The organism is Luethyella okanaganae (assembly GCF_042660285.1).
Classification (GTDB): Bacteria; Actinomycetota; Actinomycetes; order Actinomycetales; family Microbacteriaceae; genus Luethyella; species Luethyella okanaganae.
The window spans coordinates 346,796-371,636 of sequence record NZ_JBHSTP010000001.1 but is presented as its reverse complement, the minus strand read 5'-3'; the positions used below and the strand labels follow the sequence as shown (position 1 = coordinate 371,636).

The 24,841-nt window shown below is 65.2% G+C and carries 19 protein-coding genes; 7 read left to right on the top strand and 12 right to left on the bottom strand.

What is annotated here, in order from left to right:
* Positions 1-86 precede the first annotated feature (86 nt).
* Together ACFQB0_RS01630 and ACFQB0_RS01625 are read left to right on the top strand one after the other, a co-directional pair.
* Complete coding sequence (locus tag ACFQB0_RS01630; protein ID WP_386726736.1) at positions 87-1,391, top strand: O-antigen ligase family protein; 1,305 nt, start codon at positions 87-89, stop codon at positions 1,389-1,391.
* A gap of 4 nt (positions 1,392-1,395) precedes the next feature.
* Positions 1,396-2,703: an O-antigen ligase family protein gene (locus tag ACFQB0_RS01625; RefSeq protein WP_386726733.1), complete on the top strand. Its 1,308-nt coding sequence runs from the start codon at positions 1,396-1,398 to the stop codon at positions 2,701-2,703.
* Positions 2,704-2,799: 96 nt separating this feature from the next.
* Here ACFQB0_RS01625 and ACFQB0_RS01620 read toward each other — a convergent pair whose 3' ends face one another.
* Together ACFQB0_RS01620 and ACFQB0_RS01615 are read right to left on the bottom strand one after the other, a co-directional pair.
* Complete coding sequence (locus ACFQB0_RS01620) at positions 2,800-3,789, bottom strand: glycosyltransferase family 2 protein (protein WP_386726731.1); 990 nt, start codon at positions 3,787-3,789, stop codon at positions 2,800-2,802.
* Between the two features lie 2 nt (positions 3,790-3,791).
* Positions 3,792-4,961 carry a glycosyltransferase family 2 protein gene (locus ACFQB0_RS01615; protein WP_386726729.1) on the bottom strand — a complete coding sequence of 390 codons (1,170 nt, stop codon included), beginning with the start codon at positions 4,959-4,961 and terminating at the stop codon, positions 3,792-3,794.
* 60 nt (positions 4,962-5,021) lie between these two features.
* On the opposite strand from ACFQB0_RS01615, the gene ACFQB0_RS01610 reads away from it, so the two are divergent.
* From ACFQB0_RS01610 to ACFQB0_RS01600, 3 genes are read left to right on the top strand one after another with little or no spacing between them, the layout of a single operon-like run.
* Positions 5,022-5,897, top strand: coding sequence for a glycosyltransferase family 2 protein (locus tag ACFQB0_RS01610; RefSeq protein WP_386726726.1), 876 nt, complete (start codon positions 5,022-5,024; stop codon positions 5,895-5,897).
* Positions 5,894-7,111, top strand: coding sequence for a hypothetical protein (locus tag ACFQB0_RS01605; protein WP_386726723.1), 1,218 nt, complete (start codon positions 5,894-5,896; stop codon positions 7,109-7,111). Before ACFQB0_RS01610 ends, ACFQB0_RS01605 begins: the two co-directional genes overlap by 4 nt.
* On the top strand, positions 7,108-8,196 hold the full coding sequence (locus ACFQB0_RS01600; RefSeq protein ID WP_386726721.1) for a glycosyltransferase family 4 protein: 1,089 nt from the start codon (positions 7,108-7,110) through the stop codon (positions 8,194-8,196). Before ACFQB0_RS01605 ends, ACFQB0_RS01600 begins: the two co-directional genes overlap by 4 nt.
* Here ACFQB0_RS01600 and ACFQB0_RS01595 read toward each other — a convergent pair.
* The 3 genes from ACFQB0_RS01595 to ACFQB0_RS01585 all read right to left on the bottom strand — a co-directional run bounded on the left by ACFQB0_RS01595 (position 8,172) and on the right by ACFQB0_RS01585 (position 12,422).
* Entirely contained in the window at positions 8,172-9,335 is a 1,164-nt protein-coding gene (locus tag ACFQB0_RS01595) for a glycosyltransferase family 4 protein (protein WP_386726719.1), read from the bottom strand. The genes ACFQB0_RS01600 and ACFQB0_RS01595 overlap by 25 nt on opposite strands.
* Positions 9,328-10,899 carry a DUF2142 domain-containing protein gene (locus ACFQB0_RS01590; protein ID WP_386726717.1) on the bottom strand — a complete coding sequence of 524 codons (1,572 nt, stop codon included), beginning with the start codon at positions 10,897-10,899 and terminating at the stop codon, positions 9,328-9,330. Before ACFQB0_RS01590 ends, ACFQB0_RS01595 begins: the two co-directional genes overlap by 8 nt.
* Before the next feature lie 233 nt (positions 10,900-11,132).
* Positions 11,133-12,422, bottom strand: coding sequence for a hypothetical protein (locus ACFQB0_RS01585; protein WP_386726715.1), 1,290 nt, complete (start codon positions 12,420-12,422; stop codon positions 11,133-11,135).
* A gap of 95 nt (positions 12,423-12,517) precedes the next feature.
* Here ACFQB0_RS01585 and ACFQB0_RS01580 point away from each other — a divergent pair, with 95 nt between their 5' ends.
* Entirely contained in the window at positions 12,518-13,252 is a 735-nt protein-coding gene (locus tag ACFQB0_RS01580) for a glycosyltransferase family 2 protein (protein WP_386726713.1), read from the top strand.
* On the top strand, positions 13,249-13,629 hold the full coding sequence (locus tag ACFQB0_RS01575) for a DUF2304 domain-containing protein (RefSeq protein ID WP_386726710.1): 381 nt from the start codon (positions 13,249-13,251) through the stop codon (positions 13,627-13,629). The genes ACFQB0_RS01580 and ACFQB0_RS01575 overlap by 4 nt, the downstream gene beginning before the upstream one ends.
* Positions 13,630-13,786: 157 nt before the next feature.
* Here the strand turns inward: ACFQB0_RS01575 and ACFQB0_RS01570 are convergent, their stop codons facing one another.
* From ACFQB0_RS01570 to ACFQB0_RS01540, 7 genes are all read right to left on the bottom strand, one after another.
* On the bottom strand, positions 13,787-14,815 hold the full coding sequence (locus ACFQB0_RS01570; protein WP_386726708.1) for a polysaccharide biosynthesis protein: 1,029 nt from the start codon (positions 14,813-14,815) through the stop codon (positions 13,787-13,789).
* Positions 14,816-14,935: 120 nt separating this feature from the next.
* Positions 14,936-16,120, bottom strand: coding sequence for a glycosyltransferase (locus tag ACFQB0_RS01565; protein ID WP_386726706.1), 1,185 nt, complete (start codon positions 16,118-16,120; stop codon positions 14,936-14,938).
* 81 nt (positions 16,121-16,201) lie between these two features.
* Positions 16,202-17,311, bottom strand: coding sequence for a non-hydrolyzing UDP-N-acetylglucosamine 2-epimerase (gene wecB, locus ACFQB0_RS01560; protein WP_386726703.1), 1,110 nt, complete (start codon positions 17,309-17,311; stop codon positions 16,202-16,204).
* Positions 17,312-17,335: 24 nt separating this feature from the next.
* A complete protein-coding gene (locus tag ACFQB0_RS01555) occupies positions 17,336-18,457 on the bottom strand; it encodes a polysaccharide biosynthesis C-terminal domain-containing protein (protein WP_386726701.1) in 1,122 nt (373 codons plus the stop codon).
* A 73-nt stretch (positions 18,458-18,530) separates the two neighbouring features.
* Positions 18,531-20,564: a DUF7657 domain-containing protein gene (locus ACFQB0_RS01550; protein WP_386726699.1), complete on the bottom strand. Its 2,034-nt coding sequence runs from the start codon at positions 20,562-20,564 to the stop codon at positions 18,531-18,533.
* A 141-nt stretch (positions 20,565-20,705) separates the two neighbouring features.
* On the bottom strand, positions 20,706-22,643 hold the full coding sequence (locus ACFQB0_RS01545) for a DUF7657 domain-containing protein (protein WP_449280264.1): 1,938 nt from the start codon (positions 22,641-22,643) through the stop codon (positions 20,706-20,708).
* 220 nt (positions 22,644-22,863) lie between these two features.
* Positions 22,864-24,822 (bottom strand): hypothetical protein, encoded by a 1,959-nt coding sequence (locus ACFQB0_RS01540; protein ID WP_386726694.1) that lies wholly within the window; start codon positions 24,820-24,822, stop codon positions 22,864-22,866.
* Positions 24,823-24,841 lie beyond the last annotated feature (19 nt).

Here is a 24,841-nt window from a genome sequence, read left to right as displayed (position 1 = left end):
GGACACACAGGGTGAAGACCCTCATCGTAGGACGCAGCATCACCGAGAAGGCCGCGTTCGCCTGACGATTGGATACCCTTGAACGCATGAAGCCAGGCCGCAGCCGTTTCGCCGTTCGCACGCTGGCGGTCTTCGTGTTGTTCACGGCCTTCGCCGGGCAGTTCTGGCGGAACCTGCTGGGCTGGTGGGGGTTTGGAGCCGTCGCGGCGATCGCCGTCATCGCCGCAGTAGCCGCGCTCATCCTGCTCAAGCCGGAGTGGCGATGGCGGAGGATGCCGAAGAGCCTCTTGCTGTTCCTCGTCTTCGCCGCCCTATCGATCCTCTGGTCGTTCTATCCGGGCGCGACCGCCGTCGGCATCGCCATTCAGTGGGCCACGACAGCCGCCGCGCTGTTTCTCGCCCTCTGCTTGGACTGGATGGAACTGCTCCGCACTCTCGGCACTGCGCTGCGCTGGATCCTCGCACTGTCGCTCGTCTTCGAGTTCGCCGTCGCCATCTTCGTGCGCGGCCCCCTCCTCCCGTTCTGGACCGACTACGGCGACGAGAGGGTCCCGAAGGCCTTCTACTGGTCACGGGGGCTGCTCTTCGATGGCGGCCCGATCGAAGGGATCGTAGCCAACCGCAATCTGCTGTGCTTCATCGCGCTGCTCGCCGTCGTCGTGTTCGCGGTTCAGCTCGCCGAGCGAGCCGTCAAACGCGGTCGGGGAGTCGTCTGGCTCGCGCTCGCCGTCGCCGTCTTCGTGCTCGCCCGCTCGGCCACGGTCATCCTTGCCGCTGCCGGAGTCGCCGTCGTCCTCGGTTTCGCGTTGTGGACGCGCATGGCTGGCCCGGACCGGCGGCGACCGGTCTATCTGACCTCCGGTTTCGTGCTCATCGCAGGAGTAGCCGGGACGATCACGCTCTGGAAGCCATTGCTCACGGCATTCGGCAAGAACGAGGATCTCACGGGTCGTCTCGACATCTGGGCGGCCGTGGCCGGGCTCGCGGCCGGGCGCCCCGTCGCCGGCTGGGGCTGGGTGAGCTATTGGGCACCGTGGGTGGAGCCGTTCGACGATCTCGCGGCGCGCAATGGCGTCGTCTATCTGCAAGCCCACAACGCCTGGCTCGACGTCTGGCTGCAGCTCGGCGTCATCGGCGTGGTCCTGTTCGCCTCACTCGTGCTGGCGACACTCTGGCGCTCCTGGTTCCTGGCCGTCGATCGTCCACGTTTCGGACTCGACGCAGATCGCCCCTATACGGCGTCCAGCCTCCTGCCCCTCCTCGTGATGGCGGCCCTGCTCGTGCAGAGTGTCGCCGAGAGCCGCATCCTCATCGAGGGCGGCTGGGTTCTCCTGGTCGTGCTCGCCGTGACGACGAAGCGTCGCCATGGTCTCGTCGAGGCGATGCCCTAGCAGCATGAGCGAGCAACCACGACGCCCCATCGTCCCCCATGCCGTGCAGGAGCTCTTCGGCTCGGCTCGCTTCACCGCCGCTCTGACCCTCGCGATCATCGGCACGGCCTTCGGAACCCATCTGTTGCTCAGCACGATGGGATGGCCTGGGTTGCTCGGAATCGTCTGTGGCCTCGTGACGCTCGCCGCGATCTCGCTCACGACTCGTCGCGCGAGCCTCGACTGGCGCGGGTTGCCGCCGATCTCGATCATCGTCTTCGTCGGCTGGTGCGCCATCTCGGTTTTCTGGAGCAACACGACACTCACGAGCGTGTCACGCGTGCTCTACCTGCTCGCCTTCGCCTTCCTCGGCGTCTATGTCGCTCTCGTGCGAGACACCATCCAGGTGGTGCGATCGCTCGGGGACGTGCTGCGGCTGCTGCTTGTGACCTCCATCGTGCTCGAGGTGCTCTCAGGGCTTCTGCTCGACGTGCCGATCTCGTTCCTCGGCATTCAGGGCGACCTCGCCGATCTCGGGCCTATTCAGGGCGTCTTCGGAACGCGCAACGAACTCGGGCTCATCTCCCTTGTCGCGCTCATCACTTTCGCGATCGAGTTCTTCACCCGTTCCGTTCCGCGCGGGATGGGTCAGTTCTCGATCGTGCTCGCGAGCGCCTGTGTGCTGCTGTCACGCTCCCCCGTGACCCTCGGAGCCTTCGCGGCGGCCGGAGTCGCCGCGCTCGCCCTGATCGGCCTGCGCCGGGTCGCAGCGGATTCGCGATGGCTGTGGCAGCTCGGCCTGCTCGGCGCCGCCGTGCTCGGCGCCGTGGTCGCCTGGCTCGCCCGTAGCCGCCTGATCGAATTGCTCAACGCGGGCAGCGAGTTCGAGGTGCGCCTCAGCACCTGGCGCGAGATGTGGCGCTACATGGGCGCGAATCCCCTGCAGGGCTGGGGCTGGGTCGGTGAATGGCCCATGAGCACACCGCCGTACTTCTGGGTGAACCTCGCGACGCGACGCCCGCAGAGTTCCGGTCTCAACGCCTATCTCGACGTCTATTTCCAGGTCGGGCTCATCGGCTTCATCGCCTTCACCGCCCTCATCGGTCTCGCGCTCGTACGCTCCTGGCTGCTCGCGAGCGAGAAGCGCAGCGTGGTCTATTTCTGGCCGGCGCTCGTTCTCGTGGTGCTCGCGGCCACCTCGATCGCGGAGAGCACCGTCCTGGTCGGATACGGCTGGATGCTGCTCATCATGTGCTCGATGAAGGCGTCCCAGGGCATGAGCTGGCGAGACGCGCTGCGCCGGCATGAGCACTCGCCCGTGCCGAACGAGTGAGCTCGGTACGGCGGCGGGGCGATAGCCGATCGCGAGCTTGTCCCGACCGCCTCACCTCGAGCCGACCATCAGCGCCCTGTGCTGCGTTCCGCGCTGCTAGACCGGCTGCACGAGATCCCGCAGCACATCCTGCCCCCCGAGTCCGTATTCGCGATAGCGACCGCTGAGCCACTCGCGCAGCACCGGTCCGACACGCAGTATCCTCGCCTTCGGGAGCGAACTGCGCACTCGCTCATGCCGAAGCTTTTCGACGCTCCGCGCGATCGTCTCAGCAGAGACCGCAGAAAGCCGCGGCATCCTCTCAGCGAGGTCTGCGGCTCGATCGAGCAGCCGGGCGTTGCGTTCGGTGCGCGGGGTGCGCAACCGCGCCAGCCTGCCCGAACCGTTCAGGATCGTCGCGCCGATCTGGTTGCCGCCGTGTTGCCGGTAGTCGATCAGCGATTGCTCGAGAAGATCCATCTCGCCCGTCGCCGCAGCGACGACCGCGAGCCATTCGTCGTGCACCCAGGAGGCCGGAAACGGCCTCGCCTGCTCGACGAGCCGAGCATGCACCAGCATGGTGGCCCCCGTGCATACGTTGCGACGTAGCAGCACGTCGAGCGCCCGCCCGCCATGGATGGCGCTCTTCTGCTCCACCGACACGGCAAGGGTGTCGAGGAGTGTCGCGCCGCTCGGAGTGCCCGCCGCGTCGACGATCCGAGCATCCGAGTGCAGCAGCTCGAGCGACGGCCGGGCCTCGAACTCCGCGACCATACGGGCGAGCTTGTCTGGATGCCATTCGTCGTCCTGATCGCAGAGAGCGATCAGGGTTCCCTCGCATGCCGCGAGCGCCTGCTCGAAATTCGGCGTCACGCCCAGGGGACTCTCGTTCTTCAGCACCCGGAGACCGAGCGGTGGCCGGCGCCCCTGCGCGCGCCATGCGGCGACCGTACGCTCGACGATCCCGGTCGTCCCGTCTGTGGAAGCGTCGTCCGAGACGACGATCTCGCTCGCCGGACGGGACTGGGCGAGGATGCTGCGCACCTGACGCTCCACGAATCGCGCACCGTTGTGTGTGCAGAGCGCTACCGAGACGGTGATCGACATGGCTACCGACGTTTGAGGCCGACGCCGAGGATGCCGAGGAACATCCCGGCCATGACGGTCTGCGCACCCAGCATCATGAAGAGCGTGGCAGGGATCGCCGCGCGCAACATCTTCGACGTGTCGAGCGCCCCGAACCCTTCGGCTCCCCAGGCGATGAGTTGCACGACGGCGATGACGAGACCGATCAAGAAGATCAACACCCCGACGACGGCGCCGCTCTCCAGGCTCAGTCGTTTCTCGAGTCTGTCGAAGTTCCGGCCACGCGGGATGTTGAACCCCTCGTGCTGCGCGTAGATCTTCGTGAGGATGGCGAAGAGCACCGCCTGATACCCTACGACGGCGAGCGCCGTCAGGTAGAGCTGGCTCGAGACGTCCAGACCGATGTCGCCGAAGTCGAGGGGACCGAAGGCCAACACGAGCGTGCCGAGCAACCCGATCCCGAACGCGACGCTGCCGGGGATGAGGAACAGCCAGCGCGGGCTGAAGATCATGAGGAAGCGAAGATGTCGCCAGCCGTCTCGCCAGCTGCGCAGGTGCGGGGGGCGGCTCCGGCCGTCCTTCTTGAGCGTCGTGGGCACCTCGCTGACGCGGAGCCCGCCGAGAGTCGATTTCACGACGACCTCGCTCGCGAACTCCATCCCCGTCGTCTGCAGGTGCAAGTCGAGGACGGCCTGCCGGTCGAAGCCGCGGAGACCGCAGTGGAAGTCCTTGATCGGCGAACGGAAGAGGATCCGCCCGATCCACGACAGCACGGGGTTGCCGAGATACTTGTGCAATGGCGGCATCGCCCCTGGCTCGATCCCGCCACGGAAGCGATTGCCCATCACGAGTTCGTCGCCGGCTCGCAGGCGCTCGACGAAAGCGTCGAGGCGGGAGAAGTCATAGCTGTCGTCGGCATCGCCCATGATGACGTAGCGACCGCGGGCGGCCTCGATGCCTCCCATCAGCGCGCTTCCATAGCCCTTCTCGACGATGTCGACGACACGTGCTCCGTGGTCGATGGCGATCTGCTGGGAGCCGTCGGAGCTGCCGTTGTCGGCGATCACGATCTCGCCGACGACCCCGCTCCGCGCAAGATAGTCGTGCGCCTTGTCGATGCAGGTGGCGAGGGTCTCCGCCTCGTTGAGGCAGGGCATCACGATCGAGAGCTCGATCGTCTCGGTAGTCGTCATCCGGCTCATGCGTCCTGTCGTTCTCGGCGGGGCCTTCTCATCGTACAGAATGAGAACATCGTGAATCTTGGACTCGTGGTGTCGACGCTCGGACGTGAGAGCGGTCTGCGTCGACTGCTCGAGAGCATCGACGGCCAGATGCGGGCGGGCGACCGGCTCGTGGTCGTCGCACAGGGAAACCTCGTCGCCGTGGAATCCCTGGCCGAGCGATTCCGCGCGCCGCATTTCGTCATCGATGTCACGACCTCGGAGCGGGGGGCGTCGAGGGGTCGGAACGTCGGCGTCGCGACGCTCCCGGCTGGCACCGACTACCTCCTCGCCTTTCCGAACGATACCACCTGGTTCCCCGAAGGGGTCCTCGACCGTCTGCGGACGCTGCCGGAGGAGTTCTCGGCGGGGGCGCTCACCGTTCTCGACGAGAACGGTCCGAAGTTCGAGCTTCCGCCGGAGGGCACCCCCCTCGATCGGTGGAACGTCTGGAATGTCATCGAAATGGGCATCCTGATCAGGCGGAGCGTTTTCGACGAGCTCGGCGGATTCGACCCAGGGGTCGGCACGGGGGCTCCTACTCCGTGGCAGGCGGGCGAGGCCACGGACCTGCTGCTGAGGCTCCTGCGCGACCGACGGGATGCGACGGGCTTCGCCTGGCAGCCGCCGGACGTCTCGGTCGGTGGTGTCGCAGATTCGCGAGGTCTCAGCCGTTCCGAACGCCGGCGCAAGCTCCGCGGCTACGGGCGAGGACTCGGACGCCTCGTCACGCGCTGGCGGTATCCGCTGTGGTGGCGGTTCGCCTTCCTCCTCGGCGGGATGCTGTTCGGCGCGCGCAATCGCCGCACCAACGAGTTGGGCGACGGCTGGTGGGTCTTCCTCGGCCGATTCGAGGGCATGCTCGGCCGCACCGTCGGGAACGGCACGATGACGGCGGTGACGCGATGACGACGGATCTGCCCGCTCCGCTGCGCATGCGCCGAGCGATGACGAGCCTCATCACTCTGCTCGGCGGGGTCTCGCTCGCCGTGATTCCAGCGGCGACGGTGTCGATCTCCTCCCGCCTGTTCTCCGAACAGGAACAGGGTGTCATCGCGGTCGCCGTCATGGTCGCGACCTTCGCCGGACAGCTCGCCTTCGCCGTCGTCGTCGAATCCCGGCTGAGCTCTGCGGCCACCGAGCGGCGTGTGGTGTTCCCGCTCTGGCTCGCGGCGCTATCCGTGCTCACCGCGATCGTGCTCGCCTTCAACGCGACGAATCCCGTGGTGCTCTGCATCGCCCTGCCGATCCTGGTCGCCGCCCTCGAGGTCGGCCGTGGGGTCTCGGTCGCAGAGAGGCTCGACGGGCGTGAGATCTGGGCGTCCGTCGTGGTCGGCATCGGCGCACTGCTCGGGGTCGCCGCCGGGTTCGCCGGTCAGAGCTGGGCACTGATTCCACTCGTGGCGGGGATCGCCGTCGCCACGTGCATCCGCTGTCTGCCCGTCGAGCACGAGGCCAGCCGCCCGGAACCCGCCGTCATGGGCTGGGTGGTCGCGGATACCGCGATCACCGGAGTCATCTATCCCCTCCTCAATGCGATGATCCTCACGTTCCTGGGCCCGAGCGATGCCGTGCTGTTCATCTCGATCGCGACGGTGTCTGGCCTGCTCGCCATCCCGCTCAACTTCCTGCGCCTCCGCCTGCTCAAGGAGCATTCCGGGCTCGACATCGTCGTGTCCGCCGGAGCCGTGCTCGCGGCCGTCGTCGCCCTGGTCGTGCTGGAGCTGAGCGGCGTCCTCGGCTTCGTCTTCGGCGAGGCGTGGACCGCGTCGGCGACCCTGCTGCCGCTCGTCCTGGCCTGCGGGTGGCGCGCGGCCTCGCTTGCGACGACCATCCCGTTCGCCGCGCTGCGTCGAAGAGGAGAGGTGCGTCTGCTGACCGGACTCCGCGCGGCGGTGTCCGCGATGACCTTCGCCCTCGCAGCCCTCGGCCTCTGGGTTCAGAGTCTTTCGGCCGTGTTCATCGGGCTGCTCGTGGCGGAGCTGCTCTCCGCCGTCGTCTACGAGTGGGCCCGTCGGCATCGGACCAGCCGCGTCCAGCGGGCAGCAACGTCGACGGCGGGGAAAGTCCAGAATCCCGGGCGAGGCGCTGACCCTGAAGCGACGAGCGGCGCGAGCGTATGACCCGTGTTCTCGTCGACCTTCTCTTCTTCACCGGCAAGAAGGGCGGCATGGAGTCGTATGTGCGCGAGGTCTACGGCCGTATGCCGTCCCACCCGGAGATCGAGTTCGTGGGCCTCGCCTCGACGGAACTCGCCGCGACGGACACGAGCTGGTTCCCGGGCACGATCGTGGATTCCGGCGTCAGCGGCGAGAACCGGGCCGCGTGGGCGCTCGGCGAGCTGTTCGGCGTGAGCCGCTTCGCGCGAAGGCTCGACGCGGATCTCGTGCACTGCCCGGCGAATCTCGGCCCCGCCCGCTCCCGTGTCCCCGTGGTGCTCACCATCCACGACCTGCTGCCGTTCAGGCATCCGGAGTACGTGCCCGGCCCGTATGCGCGCGTCCTGCGTGCGATGATCCGACGCGCCGCCCGTCGAGCGTGCCGCGTGCTCACCGTGAGCCGTGCTTCGCGGGACGACATCGTCCGCTACCTCAGCGTTCCGGCCGCTCGTGTCGATGTCGTGCCCCTATCCGGGACAGGCCGTGCGGGGGCCGTTGCCGGCGGACCGCGGCTCGACGATCAGGTGCTCGCCGTCGGCAACCGTATGCCGCACAAGAACTTCCCCCTCCTGCTGGAAGCCCTCGCGCTCCTCCCCGCGGAGTCCCGGCCTCGACTCGTCGTCACGGGCGGCCACGGCGCAGACCCCCTCACCCCTGTCGTTGAACGGCTCGGACTCGGGCCCTGGGTGTCACTGCACGGCTGGCTGGACCCCACCGAGCTCGACGCCCTCTATGCGGAGTCGACCATGGTGGTCTTTCCCACTCTGTTCGAGGGGTTCGGGCTGCCACCGCTCGAGGCGATGTCGCGCGGCTGCCCCGTCGTATGCTCCGACCTCCCCGTGCTGCACGAGGTCGCCGGCGACGCGGCGGCCTACGTCGATCCGCACAGTGCCGCATCGGTCGCTCGCGGAATCGGCGACGTCCTCGCCTCAACGGAGACCCGGGAGCGGATGTCCCTCGCGGGTCTCGCCCGCGCTGCGGAGTTCTCCTGGGAACGCACGGCCCGGCAGACGCTGGACTCGCTTCAGCGTGCCCTCGCCGAACGGTAGCGTTCGAGGATCGCGTCGACAGACGAGGCGAGTCCATGGCCTTCCCGCTCGCGCAGGAACCACGATCGCGTGCTCGCACGCAGCTCCGCGCCGGCGCGGATGGCACGCACGATGGCAGCACCGAGAACGACCGGATGGATTGTCGTCGCAACGAAGCCGTTGACACCGTCCACGACGAGCCCGGCGGCCGCATTGTCCTCTCCTTCGACGACCACACTCGGCGTCGCATGCGCGGCGGCCTCGGCGACGACGAGGCCGAATCCCTCCCGGGCAGACGGATTGACGAGCACGAGTGCTCGTGCGAAAAGGCCGTCTAGCAGCTCGTCGTCCACCCGTCCAGCGAAGGTGATCGCCTTCTCCACTCCGAGCTCGGCAGCACGTGCACGCACGACCTCCGTCGCAGGGCCTGTTCCGACGACGACTGCACGAAGGTCCGGGATGCTGCGCCTTGCCTCGGCGAGCGCGTCGGGCAGCAGGTGCAAACGCTTGTCTGCGACGTGCCGGCCGACGAAGAGCACGTACGGGTCGACTGATCGGTCGGTTGCGGCCTCCGGGACCTCGCCGACGAGGTCGACGAGGCCGAGCACGATCGGATCGGCCGCTGCGCGGTAGCGCCGCACCCGATCCCGTGTGAAACGGCTGTTGACGGTGTGCAATTGCCCGAGTCGAAGGCCGAACCATTGCAATGCGGCGGCGACGGAGCCGACGAGCGGCCCGGAATAGTCGCGCCATTTGCGCCACCCCCACACCTCGAGCCAGTCGACCACGATGTAGTGTCCGGAGCCGAGCAGGGCGAGCCGAACGGCGAAGACGTTGAGCACCGGCAAGGCGCTCACGACGACCAACTCGTAGTCGCGTCGGTGGCGACGGAAATGCCTGAAGAGCGCGAATGCGAACGCGACGGCACTCGCGCTCGTCCGGGTCCCGTTGCGGTCATAGATGTCGCCGGACCAGACGGGAGCGATCGTGAACGTCGCAGTCGGTGCCCCGCCTGCAGCCCACTGCCCTCGCGTCACATAATCGACGCTGCAGCCGCGTTCGGCGAACAACTCCGCCATACGCCGATAGACGCGTTCCCCTCCCCCGGCGTTGACCGGGAACAGGCAGTCGTAGGCGATTGCGACGCGAGGCTCAGGCATAGTCGCGCGCATCCGTCGACAGTTCGGGACTCGTGCGCACCTCAGACAGGATGTCGTCCTCTCGTCGAGCGAGAACATGCGCGGTCAGGCCGGTCCAGGCGATGTAGACGAGCGAGATCAGGCTGAACGCGACGGTGAGTGCCAGCCAGCCGAGGGGTGGCTGCCACTTCGCCGCGTTCCATAGAGCACCCAGCACGGTGTCGAACCCCGCGACATAACGATGGAGCACGAAGAGATAGGCGCCGACGCCGAACGTCCCCATGAGAACCGCGATGATCCAGGTCACGCGCACAGATATGAAGACTACTGCGCGACCGTTCCGAGAGAGCAGCCAGGCACCGAGGAACGGGATTCCGAGGTAGAGGAAGAGCCCGTACCGTCCCTGCCAGATGATGCCGGTCTGGTGAACGCTGTATCCCTGCACCAGTGCGGGTACGAGTAGGCAAGCAACCAGGATGGCGCACAGCACGAGCACGCTGCGACGATCGACGGCCACGACGGAGAGAACGACGAGCACGCTGAAGGCTGCCACGACCGACCACCCGATCTCGGGCGCGAGCTGGGTGTCGAGCCAGCCGAAGGTGATGAAGGCTTCCTTGAGGTAGTCGGGCGTATAGCGGAGCGTGTGGAAGAACCCCTGCGCGAAGCTCCCACCCACCAAAGACGCGTCCGAAGCCTCCGCCTGGCTCGACAGGGCTCCGCCACCGAGCGTCCACGCCACGGAGAAGATGCCGCCGGCTACGATCGCCGCAAGCCAGCCATAGCTCGAACCCCGCGTGAAGAGCGCCTTGACGGGATCCCATCCACTCGCGACGAAGCACAACCCAACGACGATGAAGAGCCACAGGGGACCGAGCGAGCGAGCGTTGACCAGCACGATGGACGACAGCGTGACGATCGACCACAGGTACGGCCGGGGCAAGGCGAAGGGATCGGGATCCTCGTCGCGTCCGAAGGTCTGCAGCAGCCGGAGGACGGACACCCAGAGTGCCGCTGCCGACGCGATCTCGACGCCGTTCGGGTTGACGGAGCCGGCGAGGTACAGAGCCATCGGAACGGCGGCGAACGCGAGACCTGCCGGCATCCACCTGGCTCTCCTGGCCGCCATCCCCGCCTGCCAGGCCCACGCGAAGAACATGGCACAGAACAGGGAACTCGCGATGCGCATCGCGTAGATCCCCGCCGAGCCGTCGAAGATCAGGCTGGGCCATCCGACGACATAGTAATAGACGGGGTTGTAGGCGCCGACCCAGGTGTTGAACTGGTTCGTCCCGGTCGACGTTCCGAGTTCCACGCCGCAATCCGCGGTGACGTCGGGCGCCATCGCGAAACAGACGATCTGCGGGCTGTAACGATAGCCGTCCGGAAGCTGGACGACCAGGTGCTTGACCCCGGGAACCACCTCGCCGATGACCTGGCCGCGTAGCTGGGCGACCGCCTTCGTCGCGTGCGCGTTCTCGTCGGGCACCGACAGGATCGGGCTCGCGAGCGCCCAGAGCGAGGCGAGGGCCGAGAACAGCAGGAACGGCACCCAGAACGCCGTCCATCGGGATCGATCTCTCAACCGTGCCGATGAGAGTCTGGTTCTCTCACCGGCACGATCACCCATCGGACAACGTCTCCACCGTTGCAACACTATCCGAGGCCACGACCAGAGAACCCTCGCACCGTACACCGTCACACCAAGACGACAAGCCATGCAGCGGAACGCCGAGCCGCGAGCTTCCCTGCCTTGCGGCTGCGCTCAACGCCGTCTCTCGCATCCAACTGCCCTGATCCAGAGAAATGGGGCGAGAATCAAGAGCTCGTTGAGGCACGCCGCTCGCCGAGATCAAACAGTAGGAGGTAGCCGAGGTGGACGATCAGCCCGAGCAGCGGCGCCACGACGAGCGCGGTGGCCGTCCGGCTGAGGAGGTCCCAGGGCGTGAACAGCACCGCCACGAGACACAGTGCGGCAAGAACCCATCCTACGAGGAACGCCGTGTGCCCTGAGCGGGCGATGACGGCCGGTCCTGACACGCACAGCGCTCCCGTCAATCCTGCCGACGCGACCAGTCCCGCGAGCGTCGCACCACTCAGAACGTAACCGGAACCAAAGATCCAGCCGACGACCACGGGGGCGAAGAGCCAAACCAGCACCGAGGCAACGACGGTCGCAACCGCGACGATCGCGAGCACCTTCAGTAGCGATGCCCACAGTGCTCGAAGCTGATCCCGGAAGTGCACGATCAGATAGCTCTGCAACGCGAGGAACGGGATCACGAGAGGCGCACGGGTCAGGGTGATATTGAAGATGAGCGAACCGACATCGGAGGGGTCTTCGCCGCCCGAGCTCGCACCGATGAAGAGCGGGAGCCCGCTCACCAGAACCGCCGTCGCCGTTGTTCCGACGATCGTCTGTGCGCTGTTCGATACGAGTACGCGCAGTGGCACATCCACGACGGACCGATGCGGCAGACGGAACCTCACCAGGAGAAGGCTCAACAGGAACGTGATGGGGATGGGAAGGACGATGGCCCAGTCGAGAAGCTCCTGATCGCCTCCGACGCCGAGGGCGATGGACACGAAGAGGAGCCGGAGCGCAGGATCCACCACCACCACCAGCGCGAGGATCGGCCACGCTTTGCGGCCGTAGAGCACGCCGGAGATGGTCGCGAAACCTACATACGACACCGCACCGACGACAACAGCACTCGCGCTCGTCACGACGTGCCCCGGAAAGACGGCGCCCACCCACAATGGTGTGCTCGCAGCGATGACGATTGCCACGAACACGGCGAAGACGACCACGAAAGATCTCAGTGGATTGCTCGCCTTCTTATCACGTTCGGCCTCGGGTTCGCGCGTCGCGCGTGACACCTCCTGCTGGATGCCGGAGACTCCGCCGACGATGAGGTAGAGCGTCGCCCAGAAGACGCCGAACCCCTTGTACTGTGCGGGTGTCAGAGCGAGTCCGGCCACCGTTTGGATGATGTAGCCGAGCCCGCCCGCGACCGCGGTCGAGATCAACACGATCGCCAGTCCGCTAGGACCGTGTCGGACGCGGGAGGCTGCGGCAGGCACCGGCTCGGAGCTCGCTTCTGTCACCCCATAACCTTAGGCGCTGCCAGGCCCGAGGCGAAGCGAGAGTCGCCGGGTGTAGCCGCGCCGGGGTGTCGAGCTTCGTTGATAAGATCGAAGCCATGCCGACCGACCTCGAACGAACGCTCATCGTCATGCCTGCGTTCAACGAGGAGGAGGCTGTTGGGGATGTCGTGCGCGAAGTACTGTGCAAGCTCCCGGGCGCACACTGCCTCGTCGTGAACGACGGTTCCCGGGATGACACGACGCGCGTTGCTCGAGACGCAGGCGCGACCGTCGCAGAACTCCCCTTCAATTTGGGCGTCGGCGGTGCTATGCGACTCGGCTTCAAGTACGCTGTGACCAATGGCTACGCCAACGTCGTCCAGATCGACTCCGACGGTCAACACGATCCCGGCAATGTACCGGAGCTTCTCTCGCGCCTGGGCGAATGCGACCTCGCCATAGGAGCTCGCTTCGCCGGCGAAGGCGACTACGAGGTGCGCGGGCCCCGCAGATGGGCGATGCGCGCGCTCGCCGGTATCCTCAGCCACACCAGCGGAACAACCCTGACCGACACGACTTCAGGATTCAAAGCCTGCGGGCCGAAGGCGGTTGCGCTCTTCGCGGACCACTACCCGGCGGAATATCTGGGAGACACGATCGAAGCACTCGTCATCGCATCCCGCGCGGGATGCGCCGTCCGACAAGTTCCGGTAGCCATGAGGCCTCGTGCCGGTGGCACACCCTCGCACAACCCTTTCAAAGCCGCCCTGTATCTGGGCCGCGCATTCCTCGCTCTCGGCTTCGCTTCCGTCCGTCCCGTTCGCACTCTCACGGTGAAAGTTGAGCCATGAGCGTACCCTCCTACGTCTTCGGCATTCTCGCGGCACTCACAACTCTCGGCGTGGTCATCGAGATGCTCCGCCGCCGCAGGCTTCGCGAACGCCATGCAGTATGGTGGCTCATCGCAGGCTCCCTCGCCCTGATCATCGGGATCTTCCCATCGATCCTCGATTGGGCGGCTACCCTCATCGGGGTCGGACAGCCCACGAACCTCGTGTTCTTCGTCAGCATTGCGATTCTCTTCCTGGTGTGCATCCAGCACAGCTCGGAACTCACCGATCTGGAGAACAAGACCCGTACGCTCGCCGAGATGTCCGCACTGCAAGACCTCCGGATCCGCGAACTCGAAGGCGCTCTCGGCGGGCGAGCCGCCGAAGACTCTCACTGACATGGTTGCGTGAACACACCCCTCCCTCCTCCTGCTTCCCCCTCCGCGAGACTGCGTGAATCGTCGTATAGAAGGCTCTTTTCGACGATTCACGCAGTCTCGAGGAAACGCAGTCTCGCGGTGAACAGGGAACGAGCCCGGGGAGTTGACCGCAAGCTCAGCGAGACGCGAGGAACTGCTGAATCTCGGGGAGAGTGAGCAGGAGACTCTCGACCTGGGAGACATCGAGGCGCTCGGTGTTGTGCGAGGTGTAGGAATCCGCCGCGACCGAGCGGCTCTCCCCTTCGTCCACATACGGATGGTAGTCGAGGCTGCGTGTGTCGAGCGGCACTTTGTAGTAGCCACCGCAATCTTCGGCGTGAGCAGTCTCTTCTGTGCTGAGGAGCGACTCGAAGAGCTTCTCGCCATGGCGGGAGCCGATGACGTTGATCTCGGGGTTCGCGACGCCGACGATGGACGCCACCGCAAGCAAAAGGGTCTCGACGGTGCTCGCCGGGGCTTTGCGCACGAAGAGATCCCCGGTGCTCGCCTGAGTGAACGCGTATTCGACGAGGTCGACGGATTCGGAGAGCGACATGAGGAAACGAGTCATCTGGGGATCCGTCACGGTGACGGGCATACGGTTCGTGAGCTGGCTGATGAAGAGCGGGATCACGGAGCCACGCGAGTACATGACGTTGCCGTAGCGGGTGACGGCGATGACCGTGTCCGAATCGAGGTTGTTGCGGGCGAGTGCCATCGCCGTCTTCTCCATGAGCGCCTTCGACATGCCCATGGCGTTGATGGGGTAGACGGCCTTGTCGGTGCTGAGGCATACGACGGACTTCACGCCGTACTCGAGTGAGGACTTGACCACGTTCGAGCTTCCGATGACGTTCGTGGCGACAGCTTCCATCGGGAAGAACTCGCAGGACGGCACCTGCTTGAGCGCCGCCGCGTGGAACACGAGATCCGTGCCGCGGATCACCTGATCGACGCTGGCGGGATCGCGCACGTCGCCGAGGTAGAAACTGAGCCGATTGTCCTTTATAGCGTGCCGCATCATGTCCTGCTTGGACTCGTCGCGGCTGAAGACACGGATCTCGCCGACGTCCTGGGAGAGAAGATACTTCGCCATAGTGGAACCGAAGGAACCCGTTCCTCCCGTGATCGTCACCACGGAACCAGCGATCTGCCTCGACGTCATGTGCCCTCTTCCATCGACCCGCCCTGCGTAGCGCGCTTCTAGCGCCGGAATCACAGGAGGCGGATTGCGATCGGGGCCGTGGCCGCCGCCGCCGCTCCCGGTTGAATAACGTCCTCCATGCTATCGCACAGTGTTCATCGCCTCTTCTAAAGAGGCCACCGAGTCCTCCTTGGAGAACGTCGCCGCGATGCTCGCGAGCTGCCTCTCGGCGATCGCCGAGCGCTCCGCAGATTCCGCATAGGCAAGCCGCGTCGCGAGCTCCGCGACCTCTTCGGGGCCGGCACCCCAGATAACTCCTGAGTCGTCGCCGAGGAGACCGCGGATTCCGCCCAGAGAGGTGGAGACCGTCGGGATACCGGACGCCATGTACTGCAGGATCTTGTGCGGGAGCGCGACGTGCGTGAGCAGCTGCGGAACGAAAGGATTGATCGCGACGTCAGCGAGCTTGAGGTAGGACGGAAGATCCGTGTAGGAAACCACGCCCGTGAAGATGACACGATCCTCGATGCCGAGCTCTGCGACGATCGCACGAAGGGCACCATCGAGTTCGCCTCCACCGACGAGGACGATCCGGAGATCCGGGTGCTCGTCGAACTCTTCCGAGAAGCGCCGGAGCGCGACATCGAGACCGGAGAAGCTGAAAAAGCTGCCCATGTACAGCACGACCCGATCCTCCGCACGGAGACCGACAGCCGCGCGGTCGATGCCCTCGACAGGCGTCTCGAAGTGGCCGAGGTCGATCGGCGGCACGTTCACCCGGCTCGGTCCCGTCCGACCGGAGATCTCGACGCAGTAGTCGACCATCGCCGGATTGTTGCCGGAGAGGAGAGAGACGTTACGGTAGACGTACTTCTCGGCTGCGCGGACGAGCCCGGACAGCGGGGACTCGCGAATCTGGTGCGAGACGTCGAGCGCGCGGAAGATCACGGGGATCCCGTGTTTCTTGGCCAGCCCGACCGTCTGCCAGCCGGACGTCGGAACCGCGTAGAGGACGATGACATCGTAACCGCCGTGCACGATCTCCCGACGGAGAGACGGCAGGTTCCAGAGGGGCGCGATGTAGCGTTCCATGGCACCCCCGCCGAGCGTCGGAGGGGTGATCAGCTCGATCTCCGCCTCCGGGTAGACCCGACCACGGATGCGCTCGTGTCGAGTCCGCAGCGAACGACGGGGAACATCGGGGTGCTCTGGGAAATGGAAGAAGGAGATCTCATGGCCTCGCAACGCGAGCATCTCGGGGAACTCGTGCATCTCGAAGATCACTTTGTTGCTGTAGTTCACCTCGTGAATGAACAGAATCCGCATCAAGAAACCTCTGCAACCATGTGAGCGCCGCGCCAACGGCGAATAGACGCGCTCGCCCAGGATAAGCGACGCGTATGCATCTCAGCGGCGGATTCCGGCTCGCGCGTGGTGCGTGCCCGCGGTCGAACGGATGAAGTTCACCGCGCGACGGGATGCGTCGGCGATCTCATACTCCCACGGCACGGCGGCTGGTCCGTCTGCGTCGAACCCCTCGAGCGTCATCCGCACGGCATCGAGGATGTCTTCCACCTCGACCCCCGAGGTGATCGTGACCCCGGTGTCGATCGCTTCGGGACGTTCGATCGCGTCACGGACCGATATCCCCGGGAAGCCGAGGATCGATGACTCCTCGCTGATCGTGCCGCTGTCGGAGAGGACGAGTCTCGCCTCCTGCTGCAGCTTCACGTAGTCGTGAAAGCCGAACGGGGCGTGGAACACCACACTCTCTGGGAGAGTGCCCCCGAGGGCTTCGAGACGCTTCCGTGTGCGCGGGTGCGTCGAGACGAGCACGGGAAGGCCATACTCGGCTGCGACCGCTTCGAGTCCGGCGAGCACGGAACGGAGACGCTCCGGATTGTCGACGTTCTCTTCGCGGTGCAGGCTCACCATGAAGTAGCCGCGTGGCTCGAGTCCTTGACGCGCGAGCACGTCGCTGGCGGCGATGGCGTCCGCGTTCGCGTCGAGGACCTCCTTCATCGGCGAACCTGTGAGGAGGATCCTGGCCGGGTGGATGCCCTCGGCGAGGAGATTGCGTCGGGCGTGCTCCGTGTACACGAGGTTGTAGTCGGAAACGTGATCGACGAGACGACGGTTGACCTCCTCGGGGACGTTCTCATCGAAGCAGCGGTTTCCGGCCTCCATATGGTAGACCGGCACTTTCAGACGGCGGGCCATGAGCGCCGAGATGCAGCTATTCGTGTCTCCGAGCACGACGAGCGCGTCCGGCTTCTCCGCGAGGATGACGGTCTCGACCTTGCTGAGCACCGAGCCGAGCACGGCGCCCAGCGAAGTCGTGTCGGCGTCCAGGAAGTGGTCCGGCTTCCGCAGGCCGAGGTCTAGGAAGAACACCTCGTTGAGTTCGTAGTCGTAGTTCTGGCCTGTGTGCACCAGGACGTGCTCGGTGTAGGCATCCAGCCGCTTGATGGTCGCGGCGAGACGGATGATCTCGGGACGCGTGCCAACCACCGTCATGACTTTCAGTCTCTTCACCATGACTTACACAGCCTCCGGAAACGTATCGGGTGATGCCGGGTCGAACACGTCGTTCGCCCAGAAAGAGGTGTAAAGCTCGCTCGAGCCCGTATTCGTGATCTTGTGCGACCACATCGTCGGCATGTCGACCGCGACGGGCTCGGCGCCGGACACCGGGATCTCGACGGTCTCGTCGCCGAACAGGCGGCGGATCGAGATGACGGCCTCGCCCGAGAGCACCGTGAAGCGCTCGACCTTCCTCCGGTGAAAATGATCACCGCGACTGATGCCAGGCACCGTCGTCGAGAACGAGGACTGGCCCTGGCCGCCGTGCGAACGCACGATCTCGAAGAAAGACCCGCGTGCGTCGGCATGGCGCCGCAGCGGGATGGCCGGACGAACGTCGAAGAGGAAGGATCGGTAGGTGTTGAACAGGTCGCGGTCGAACGGGTCGGTGATGTCAGGGACATCGCCTCCTGCGTACCGCGCCGCCATGCCCTGAATGGACTCGAGCACCCCGCTCACCGTGATCTCACGTGTCATCGCAGTGAGATCCTCGGTGGTGCCGATCAGAAGATCGGCGGCATTCTGCGCGTGCAGGAGGGTGAGCGAGCGGTCCTGATCGATCGTCGGGCTCCCGCCCGTCGCCACGAGGTGGCAGAAGGTCGCTACCACGGAGTTGTAGAACGGGCGACCGTGTTCACCGAAGATGTTGGGCAGGAGAACGTCTCGGAACACAACGCCGCGGAGACCGGTCTCGGCGGCGAGAAGGTCACCAGCAGCCCTCTTGGAACGACCATAGGGCGAATCGTTGTCGGCTTGAACCGAATTGGCGTACACCAGCGAGCGTGGTGACGAGTCCGCCAGAGCCAGCGCATCGCTCAACTGTCGCGCGAAGAGGATGTTGCCGTCGTGGACCTCCGGATCCGTGCCCCGGTTCATGCCCGCGAGGTGAATGACGCTCTGGGCGGAGGAAACCATGCGTGCCGCCCGGCTGAGGTCGAAACCCTCGCCGAGACCGAGCGCCACCGGTTCGAATCCTTCTGACACGAGGGCGGCTCGCACGTGCCAGCCGAGGAACCCTCCGGCCCCCGTCACGACGATCCGCGGTCTCGAGCTTGCCGCGTCGCCGCGTTGGTCCGTCATCGCCACTCTTCCTGGTCTCCTGTATGCGTGCGCTCGCACGCCTCTTCAAGCGTAGCGTCCGGCCTTGACTCTCTCAGCGCGGCACGACCTCGTAGATGTGGAGCGGGAGCTGGCCCTGTTGCACGAACGCGCGCTCGACGAGGCAACTGCTTGACTCCGGAACCACAACGGAGGCCACATAGTCGACATTCTCCTGCGCGAAGGTCGAGCACGGGTCGAATGTGACCGCGATCACGTCGGGCTGCGGGTTCTGGATCGTCGGCTCGCCGGGTGCAAAGTTCCACTGCACGTGCCCCAGACGGTTCCACTGCTCCTCGAAACGGTCCTGAGGATCGACGAGCTCCCACATCTCGCGCGAAGGATACGTCTGCACCCCGCTCAGAGACTCCACATCGGACTCCATCAGCAACGCCATCGCTTCATGGGATCCGACGCCGACCCAGACGCCGGGGTCGGCGTCGTCGATGGAATCGATCGTCTGACCGGCTGTGGTCGCTCTCAAATCGAACACGCCTCGATAGATCGGATTCACCCCCCAGCCTATGAGAACGGTCGCGAGGGCGATGCAGGCCGCAGCCACCGTGACACCGCGTCGGACGAAGAACAGCGCGGTCGCCACAACCACGAGCACGGCGATGACCTTCCAGGTCGGTGCCAGTGCGAAGAGCTCGGGTTGCAGCGTCTTGATGCGATACCAGGCATAGCCGATGAGAAGCCCCGCACCCGACGCCGACAGCAGACCGAGGAGCCAGGCGCGCTTCCCGGAGGCACTATCGACTCGTTTGATCGTCAGCACGGCGATGATCGGCGCCAGGACGACGAAGAGTATTCGGAAGCGCTCGGGTGGCACACGGTCGAACTGGAGGACGTGGGCGATCGCGTCCCAACCGGGCACGAACAGATACGCAAGCGCAATGGCGAAATATGCGAGGACGCACAAGGCCACCCAGTCGGTCCTGCGACCTCGTCGCAGAGTGGCGAGAGCCAGCACGAGGAGACCAGGAAGGAGGAAAACGCTGAGCAGAAGCACCGAAGAGCCTTCGGAGGAATTGAGCCCAAGGACGGTCGTGCCGGACTCCCCCTTCAAAGCCTGGTTCCAGGGGGCACCGAGAATGCCAAGGAGGAAGGGATCTTTGAGGAACACGGATCCTGTCGGCTCGGAGCGCTGCCCAGGATAGACGGTCGACATGATGGCGCCGAAGGTTCCGATCCGGGTGATCACCCACACGAGGGTGACTCCAAGGGCGGCGACTCCGGCCACCACCAGCGGAGCGAGACGCAGCCAGGTGGCTCGGAATCCACCGTGTCGCCACGGTGCGACCATGAGGAGGTAGCCAATCGCGAACGCCAGGTAGGCGAACAGCCCAGGCAGGATGTAGGGGACGTAAAGCCCCATGACGAGGGTGACGGCGGTATAGCCGACAATCCCAGCCCAGAGGAACCGGGTCCAGCGTCGGGTGTCTACGAGGATCCACACGGTGCCTGCCATCGCGAGGAGCGGCCAAGCCGCCGACCAGAGCGAGCTCGGCGTGAACCACCACTGGAGAAAGGGGGTGAAGAAGAGTGCGACCGCGAGGAAGGCAGCCGTCAGCGGCCGCCGCGGGAGGAGCGTGACGACGAACACATAACAGGCCGAGACGAGGGCCAGCGCCGGAATCCACCAATGCCAGGCCATGCCGGATGTCAGCCCGAAGAAGAGGTAGCCCCAGAGATGCGGGCGGAAGACGGACGACCAGTCCCAGGAGGGAAGCTCATTGAGCACCGTCATGTCCGTGCCACCGGGGAACATCTCGTTCGTCGAAGGATAGCCACGGTACGACTGCGAGACGACCCAGCCTTGCTGAACCAGCCATTCATCCGATCGGATCCCCCTCGGAGTTCCGAGGATCAACCGGGGGTCGTCGCCGATTCCCAGCGAGAACCAGTGCGCTCCCGAGGAGGTGCCACTCCAGCCGAGGACGATGAGCACGAGACTCCCCGCTGCCGCCAGGATCGGGAACCAGGTGAGGACACGCCAGTTCGGGAGACCGAGCGCAGTGGGCAGGACGATACGACGATAGCCATCCCTCAGGCGTTGCACCGATCGACGAATAGTCGATTCAGGCACAGCGCTCATCTCGTACGTTCTCCCGAATAGTTTGACAATTCGCTACCGTGTCACGGCCATCAGGATGCGGTACCAGCCGCGCGCACTCGCCCGATCATATCCGCATGAGTCATGCCTTGCCTCCATACACGGCATTTGCGCTCATCCAGGAGGCTCGACAGAGTAGACGCGCATGGTGCTGCCCCCTTGTCTGACCTCACCCTGCTCGGACAGGCAACGGGTGTCCGGCACCGCATCGATGTCGGTGAGGACGAAGTCGACGTTGGCCTGCGCAAAGCTCGAGCAGGCGTCGAACGTCACCAATATCACATCGGCATAAGGGTTCGAGACCTGGGGCTCTCCCGATTCGAACGTCCACGTGACATGCCCGAGGCGGTTCCACTGTCCCTCGTAGTTGCCGGCCGGGTCGATCTCGTCCCACATTCCGTCGGGCGGGTAGTTCTGAACGCCCGTCAGCGACGTGACCCCGGTCTCCGTCAGAATGGCCATGACTTCCGATGATCCGACCCCGACCCACGTGCCCGGGTCGTGCCGATCGACCTTCCCAACGGTTTGCCCCGTGCGGGTCTCGCGCAAGTCGTAGACGCCGTGATATATGGGATTCACACCCCATCCGGTCAAGCCGGAGGCCAGGAACAGCGCGAGGGCACCCGCGAACGCCAAGCGCTTGACGAAGATGAGGAAGACGCCGAGCACGAGCAGAATCATGATGATCTTCCACTGACGGGAAAACCCGACAACACCCGGATCTCCCGATCTCAGCTGCAACCAGACGAAGACGGAGAGCGCAGCCGCCCCCAGCGCGCAAACACCTCCGACGGCCCAGTTCGATCGTTTGGGGAAGCGATCGATGTGCTCGATGATCAGTGCAATGCTCAGCGGCAGCAGCACGACGAATGCGATGCGGAATCGTTCTGCCGGAACCCGATCGAGCTGCAGTACGTGGGCAAGGGAGTCCCACCCAGGAATGTAGAGGAACGCGAGGAAGAGGAGCATCACGGCAGGGACGGTGATGAGGAGCCACTCGGGCCGCCTCCCCTGCCGAATGGAGCGCACCGCGAACCAGAGCATGGCGGGCAACAGGAAGAGCGCGACGAGAAGGACACTTGCCGCTTCGGAGGGGTTGCCGCCGAGCATTGTCGGGCCGAGGGCGCGGAGCGCCTGGTTCCATGGCGCCCCCGCAAAGCCGACGAAGAGCGGGTCGCGCACGAGCAGCTGCCCGGTAGCTTCGAAACGCTGTCCGGGATAGACGGTCGACAAAACTGCCTCGAAGGTGGCTGCACGCGTGAGCACCCAGATTCCGAGCACGGTGACCGCCGCCGCCCCCGCCACAAGAAGAGGGCCGAGCCGTACGATGCTCCCGAGCAAGCCACCGTCTCGCCAGGGCGCGACGCGAAGAAGCATTCCGACGGCGAAGCCCAGATAGACGAGGATTCCCGGGAGCAGGAATGGAATGTAGAGGGTCATCGCCATCGTAACGGCCGTGTAACCGAGCACACTCGCCCAGACATAGCGAACCCAGCGTCGACGATCGGTGAGGATCCAGGTGGTTCCCGCCATCGCAAGCACCGACCATGCGACGGCCCAGAGCGTCGTCGGCGTATACCACCACTGGACGAACGGGGCGAGAAATGTCGCTCCTGCGAGCGCGGCGGCCACGAGGGGACGCCTCGGCGCCAGCGCGACCACGAGGAAGTAGACCGCGCATACCAACGCGAGTGCTGGTAGCCACCAGTGCCAGGCCACACCGGTTGTGAGCCCGAAGAAGAGGTAACCCCAGACATGCGGGCGAAAGATCGACGACCACTCCCAGGTCGGCAGTTCGTTGAACACCGTCATGTCGATGCCACCGGGAAAATGGTCGTTGAGCGCTGGATAGCCGCTGTTCGCCTGGGACACCACCCACGCCTGCTGAACCAGCCACTCGTCGGAACGGATCGCGCGAGGCATTCCTACGATTAGACGCGGATCGGCACCGTTCTCAAGCGCGAGCCAATGCACGCCCGAGGACGTGCCACTCCAGCCGAGCACGATCAGAATCGTGCCAACTGTCAGGGCGGCTAACGGAAACCACGTCATGACCCGCCAGTTGGGCAAGCCCTGAGGCGTTGGTTCGACGAGTCGCGCGAGTGTGCATCTTGCTCGGCTCCACAACGAAGCGGCTTTGGCTCGATCTTTCACCGATGCTCAGCTTGCCACATAGATTGATCCGCTCACGAGAGATCAGCCATTCCTGCCACCCTGTTCCCGTTGGCGCATACGTGGACGGGCACAGTCCAACGGAACTCGCGCCCACTGTCTACTTCGTCCAGGTGACCACCCGTTCGAGCTCGCTCAGCGACATCCTCGACTCCAGCTCTGTCATGAGCTGCGGCGCTACGATCACTGTGACTCTCGGATCGGCCTGGAGGACGATACGGACGGCTCCTGCGACATCGTCGGCCGCGATCAGATCGGCGATCTTCGCACTGCTGAGGAGCTTGCTCGGCGCGTCCGCGTTCACCGACCAGATTCCAGCCAAGGAAAGATGCCACTGGTTGGCCAGATGCATGGTGGGATCTCCCGGGAGCGGCGCGAAATACACCGTTGTTCCGAAGGGCAGACCAGCTGCCGTTTCGGCTGCGCGAAGAAGCCTCGTTGCCTCCGATGAGTCACCTCCCGTAAGGATCACGGCATCCGAACGGTACTTCATGCCGGAAGCCTGCTCCTGGATCACACCGCCGAACGTCGGGCCGACATAGCCGAACGGCTGGAGTGCAGCGATCGTGAACAACGCCGACGCCACGACGGCGGTGGCTCGGCGCCAGCCTCGTCGGATGATCGTCCGCTCTCCGATCAGTGCGCTGACAACGACTATGCCGATGGGGATGCCCGCAAGCAACGCTCCGGATATGAACTTCGACACATAGTACGAGAGTTCGCCCGTCAGCCAGAGCTGACGGTAGCCAAGGAGGAACACCATGCACAGCGCCACCGTCGGCATGACAGCGAGCGCGGTCGTTCGCACGAGCGTTCCACGCGCGCGAGTTGGCCTGCCCTTCGCGATGACGACAAGGGCGATGGCGGCCGTCGAGAGCAGCACTCCGAGCGCCATTCCTGCGGGAAACGACTCTGTTTCACCGGTGGTCAGCGTCTCTTCGTTCAGACTCTGGAGCGCAATGTACACCGCGAGTGCCATTCCAGCGATTCCGCAGACGACAGCGAAGAGAGTGAGTCCCCACCGCACGGGAGTCCCACGCCAACGTGCGCGGGCGAACGGCAACAGCACCACGAGGACGACCGCCCCGGCGAGCGGCAGCATGAGAAGCCAGCTGTGCGCCGCAGCGACCAGCATACCGACGGCGGCGAACATCTGCACGGGCGCTGCGATCCGCACCATGCCGACGGCGATACAGGCTGCGATCCCAACTGTTGTGCACGCGAGCACGAAGTTGGGGAACCCCACTGCTAGTCCAACGGCTCCCGGGCCAACGAGATATGCAGAGACGGGGAGCGCGACGAGCGGAACTGCAACGAGAGGGCGGCGGACGAGAGAAGGCAACTGCGCGAGGCCGGACGAGAGGACAACAATCGCGATGACAAGCGTCAAAGAAGTGCCGCGCCCGTAGTCCCGGATCGTGAGGACGCCGTCTGTCACAGGCAGTCCAATGAGGTCGTGGAACATATCCACCAGGATGTGGAAATGCTTGGGATAGGCGGCGCCAACCCAAAGAGAACCATCCGGCGAGCTACCCGTGGTTCCCCACAGCGACCCGCCCTGCTCGAGCCGCTGCGTCATGAAGAAGTGTGCGACGTGGTCCCACCCGCTCTTCATGAGAAGAGTGAGCGTGCGACCGTCGCTCGGAGAGAGAAGCAGCGGGGAGAAGAGCCAGAGTCCCCACGCACCCGTTCCCACGGGAATAAGGTCGGACCATCGAAGGCGCGGGAGCAGACGCTTCGCACGTCCGACGGTGTCAGGGCGTCCGAACAACCACGCGACGAGCCCTCCGGCGGAGAGCGCAAGAACCCACGACATCCGGTCGGAGAACTCACCGAGGTCGAACCACCAAAGCACAGGGATCCAACCCAGGACGATCGCCCCGTTGTAGAGGATGCGTCGCGAGAGGCTGCTCGAAACGGGGAAAAGAACGATGAGAAGTGCGGTGAAGGCGAGCACGCCTACCCCGGCGAGAAGGCCGGCCGATCGGAGTCCGAGGACTGCAGTGGCGACCAGAAGACCCGAGATCAGTCCGACGACGAACAAGACCCGAGAACGCACGCTTACTCCTTCCGGTCGA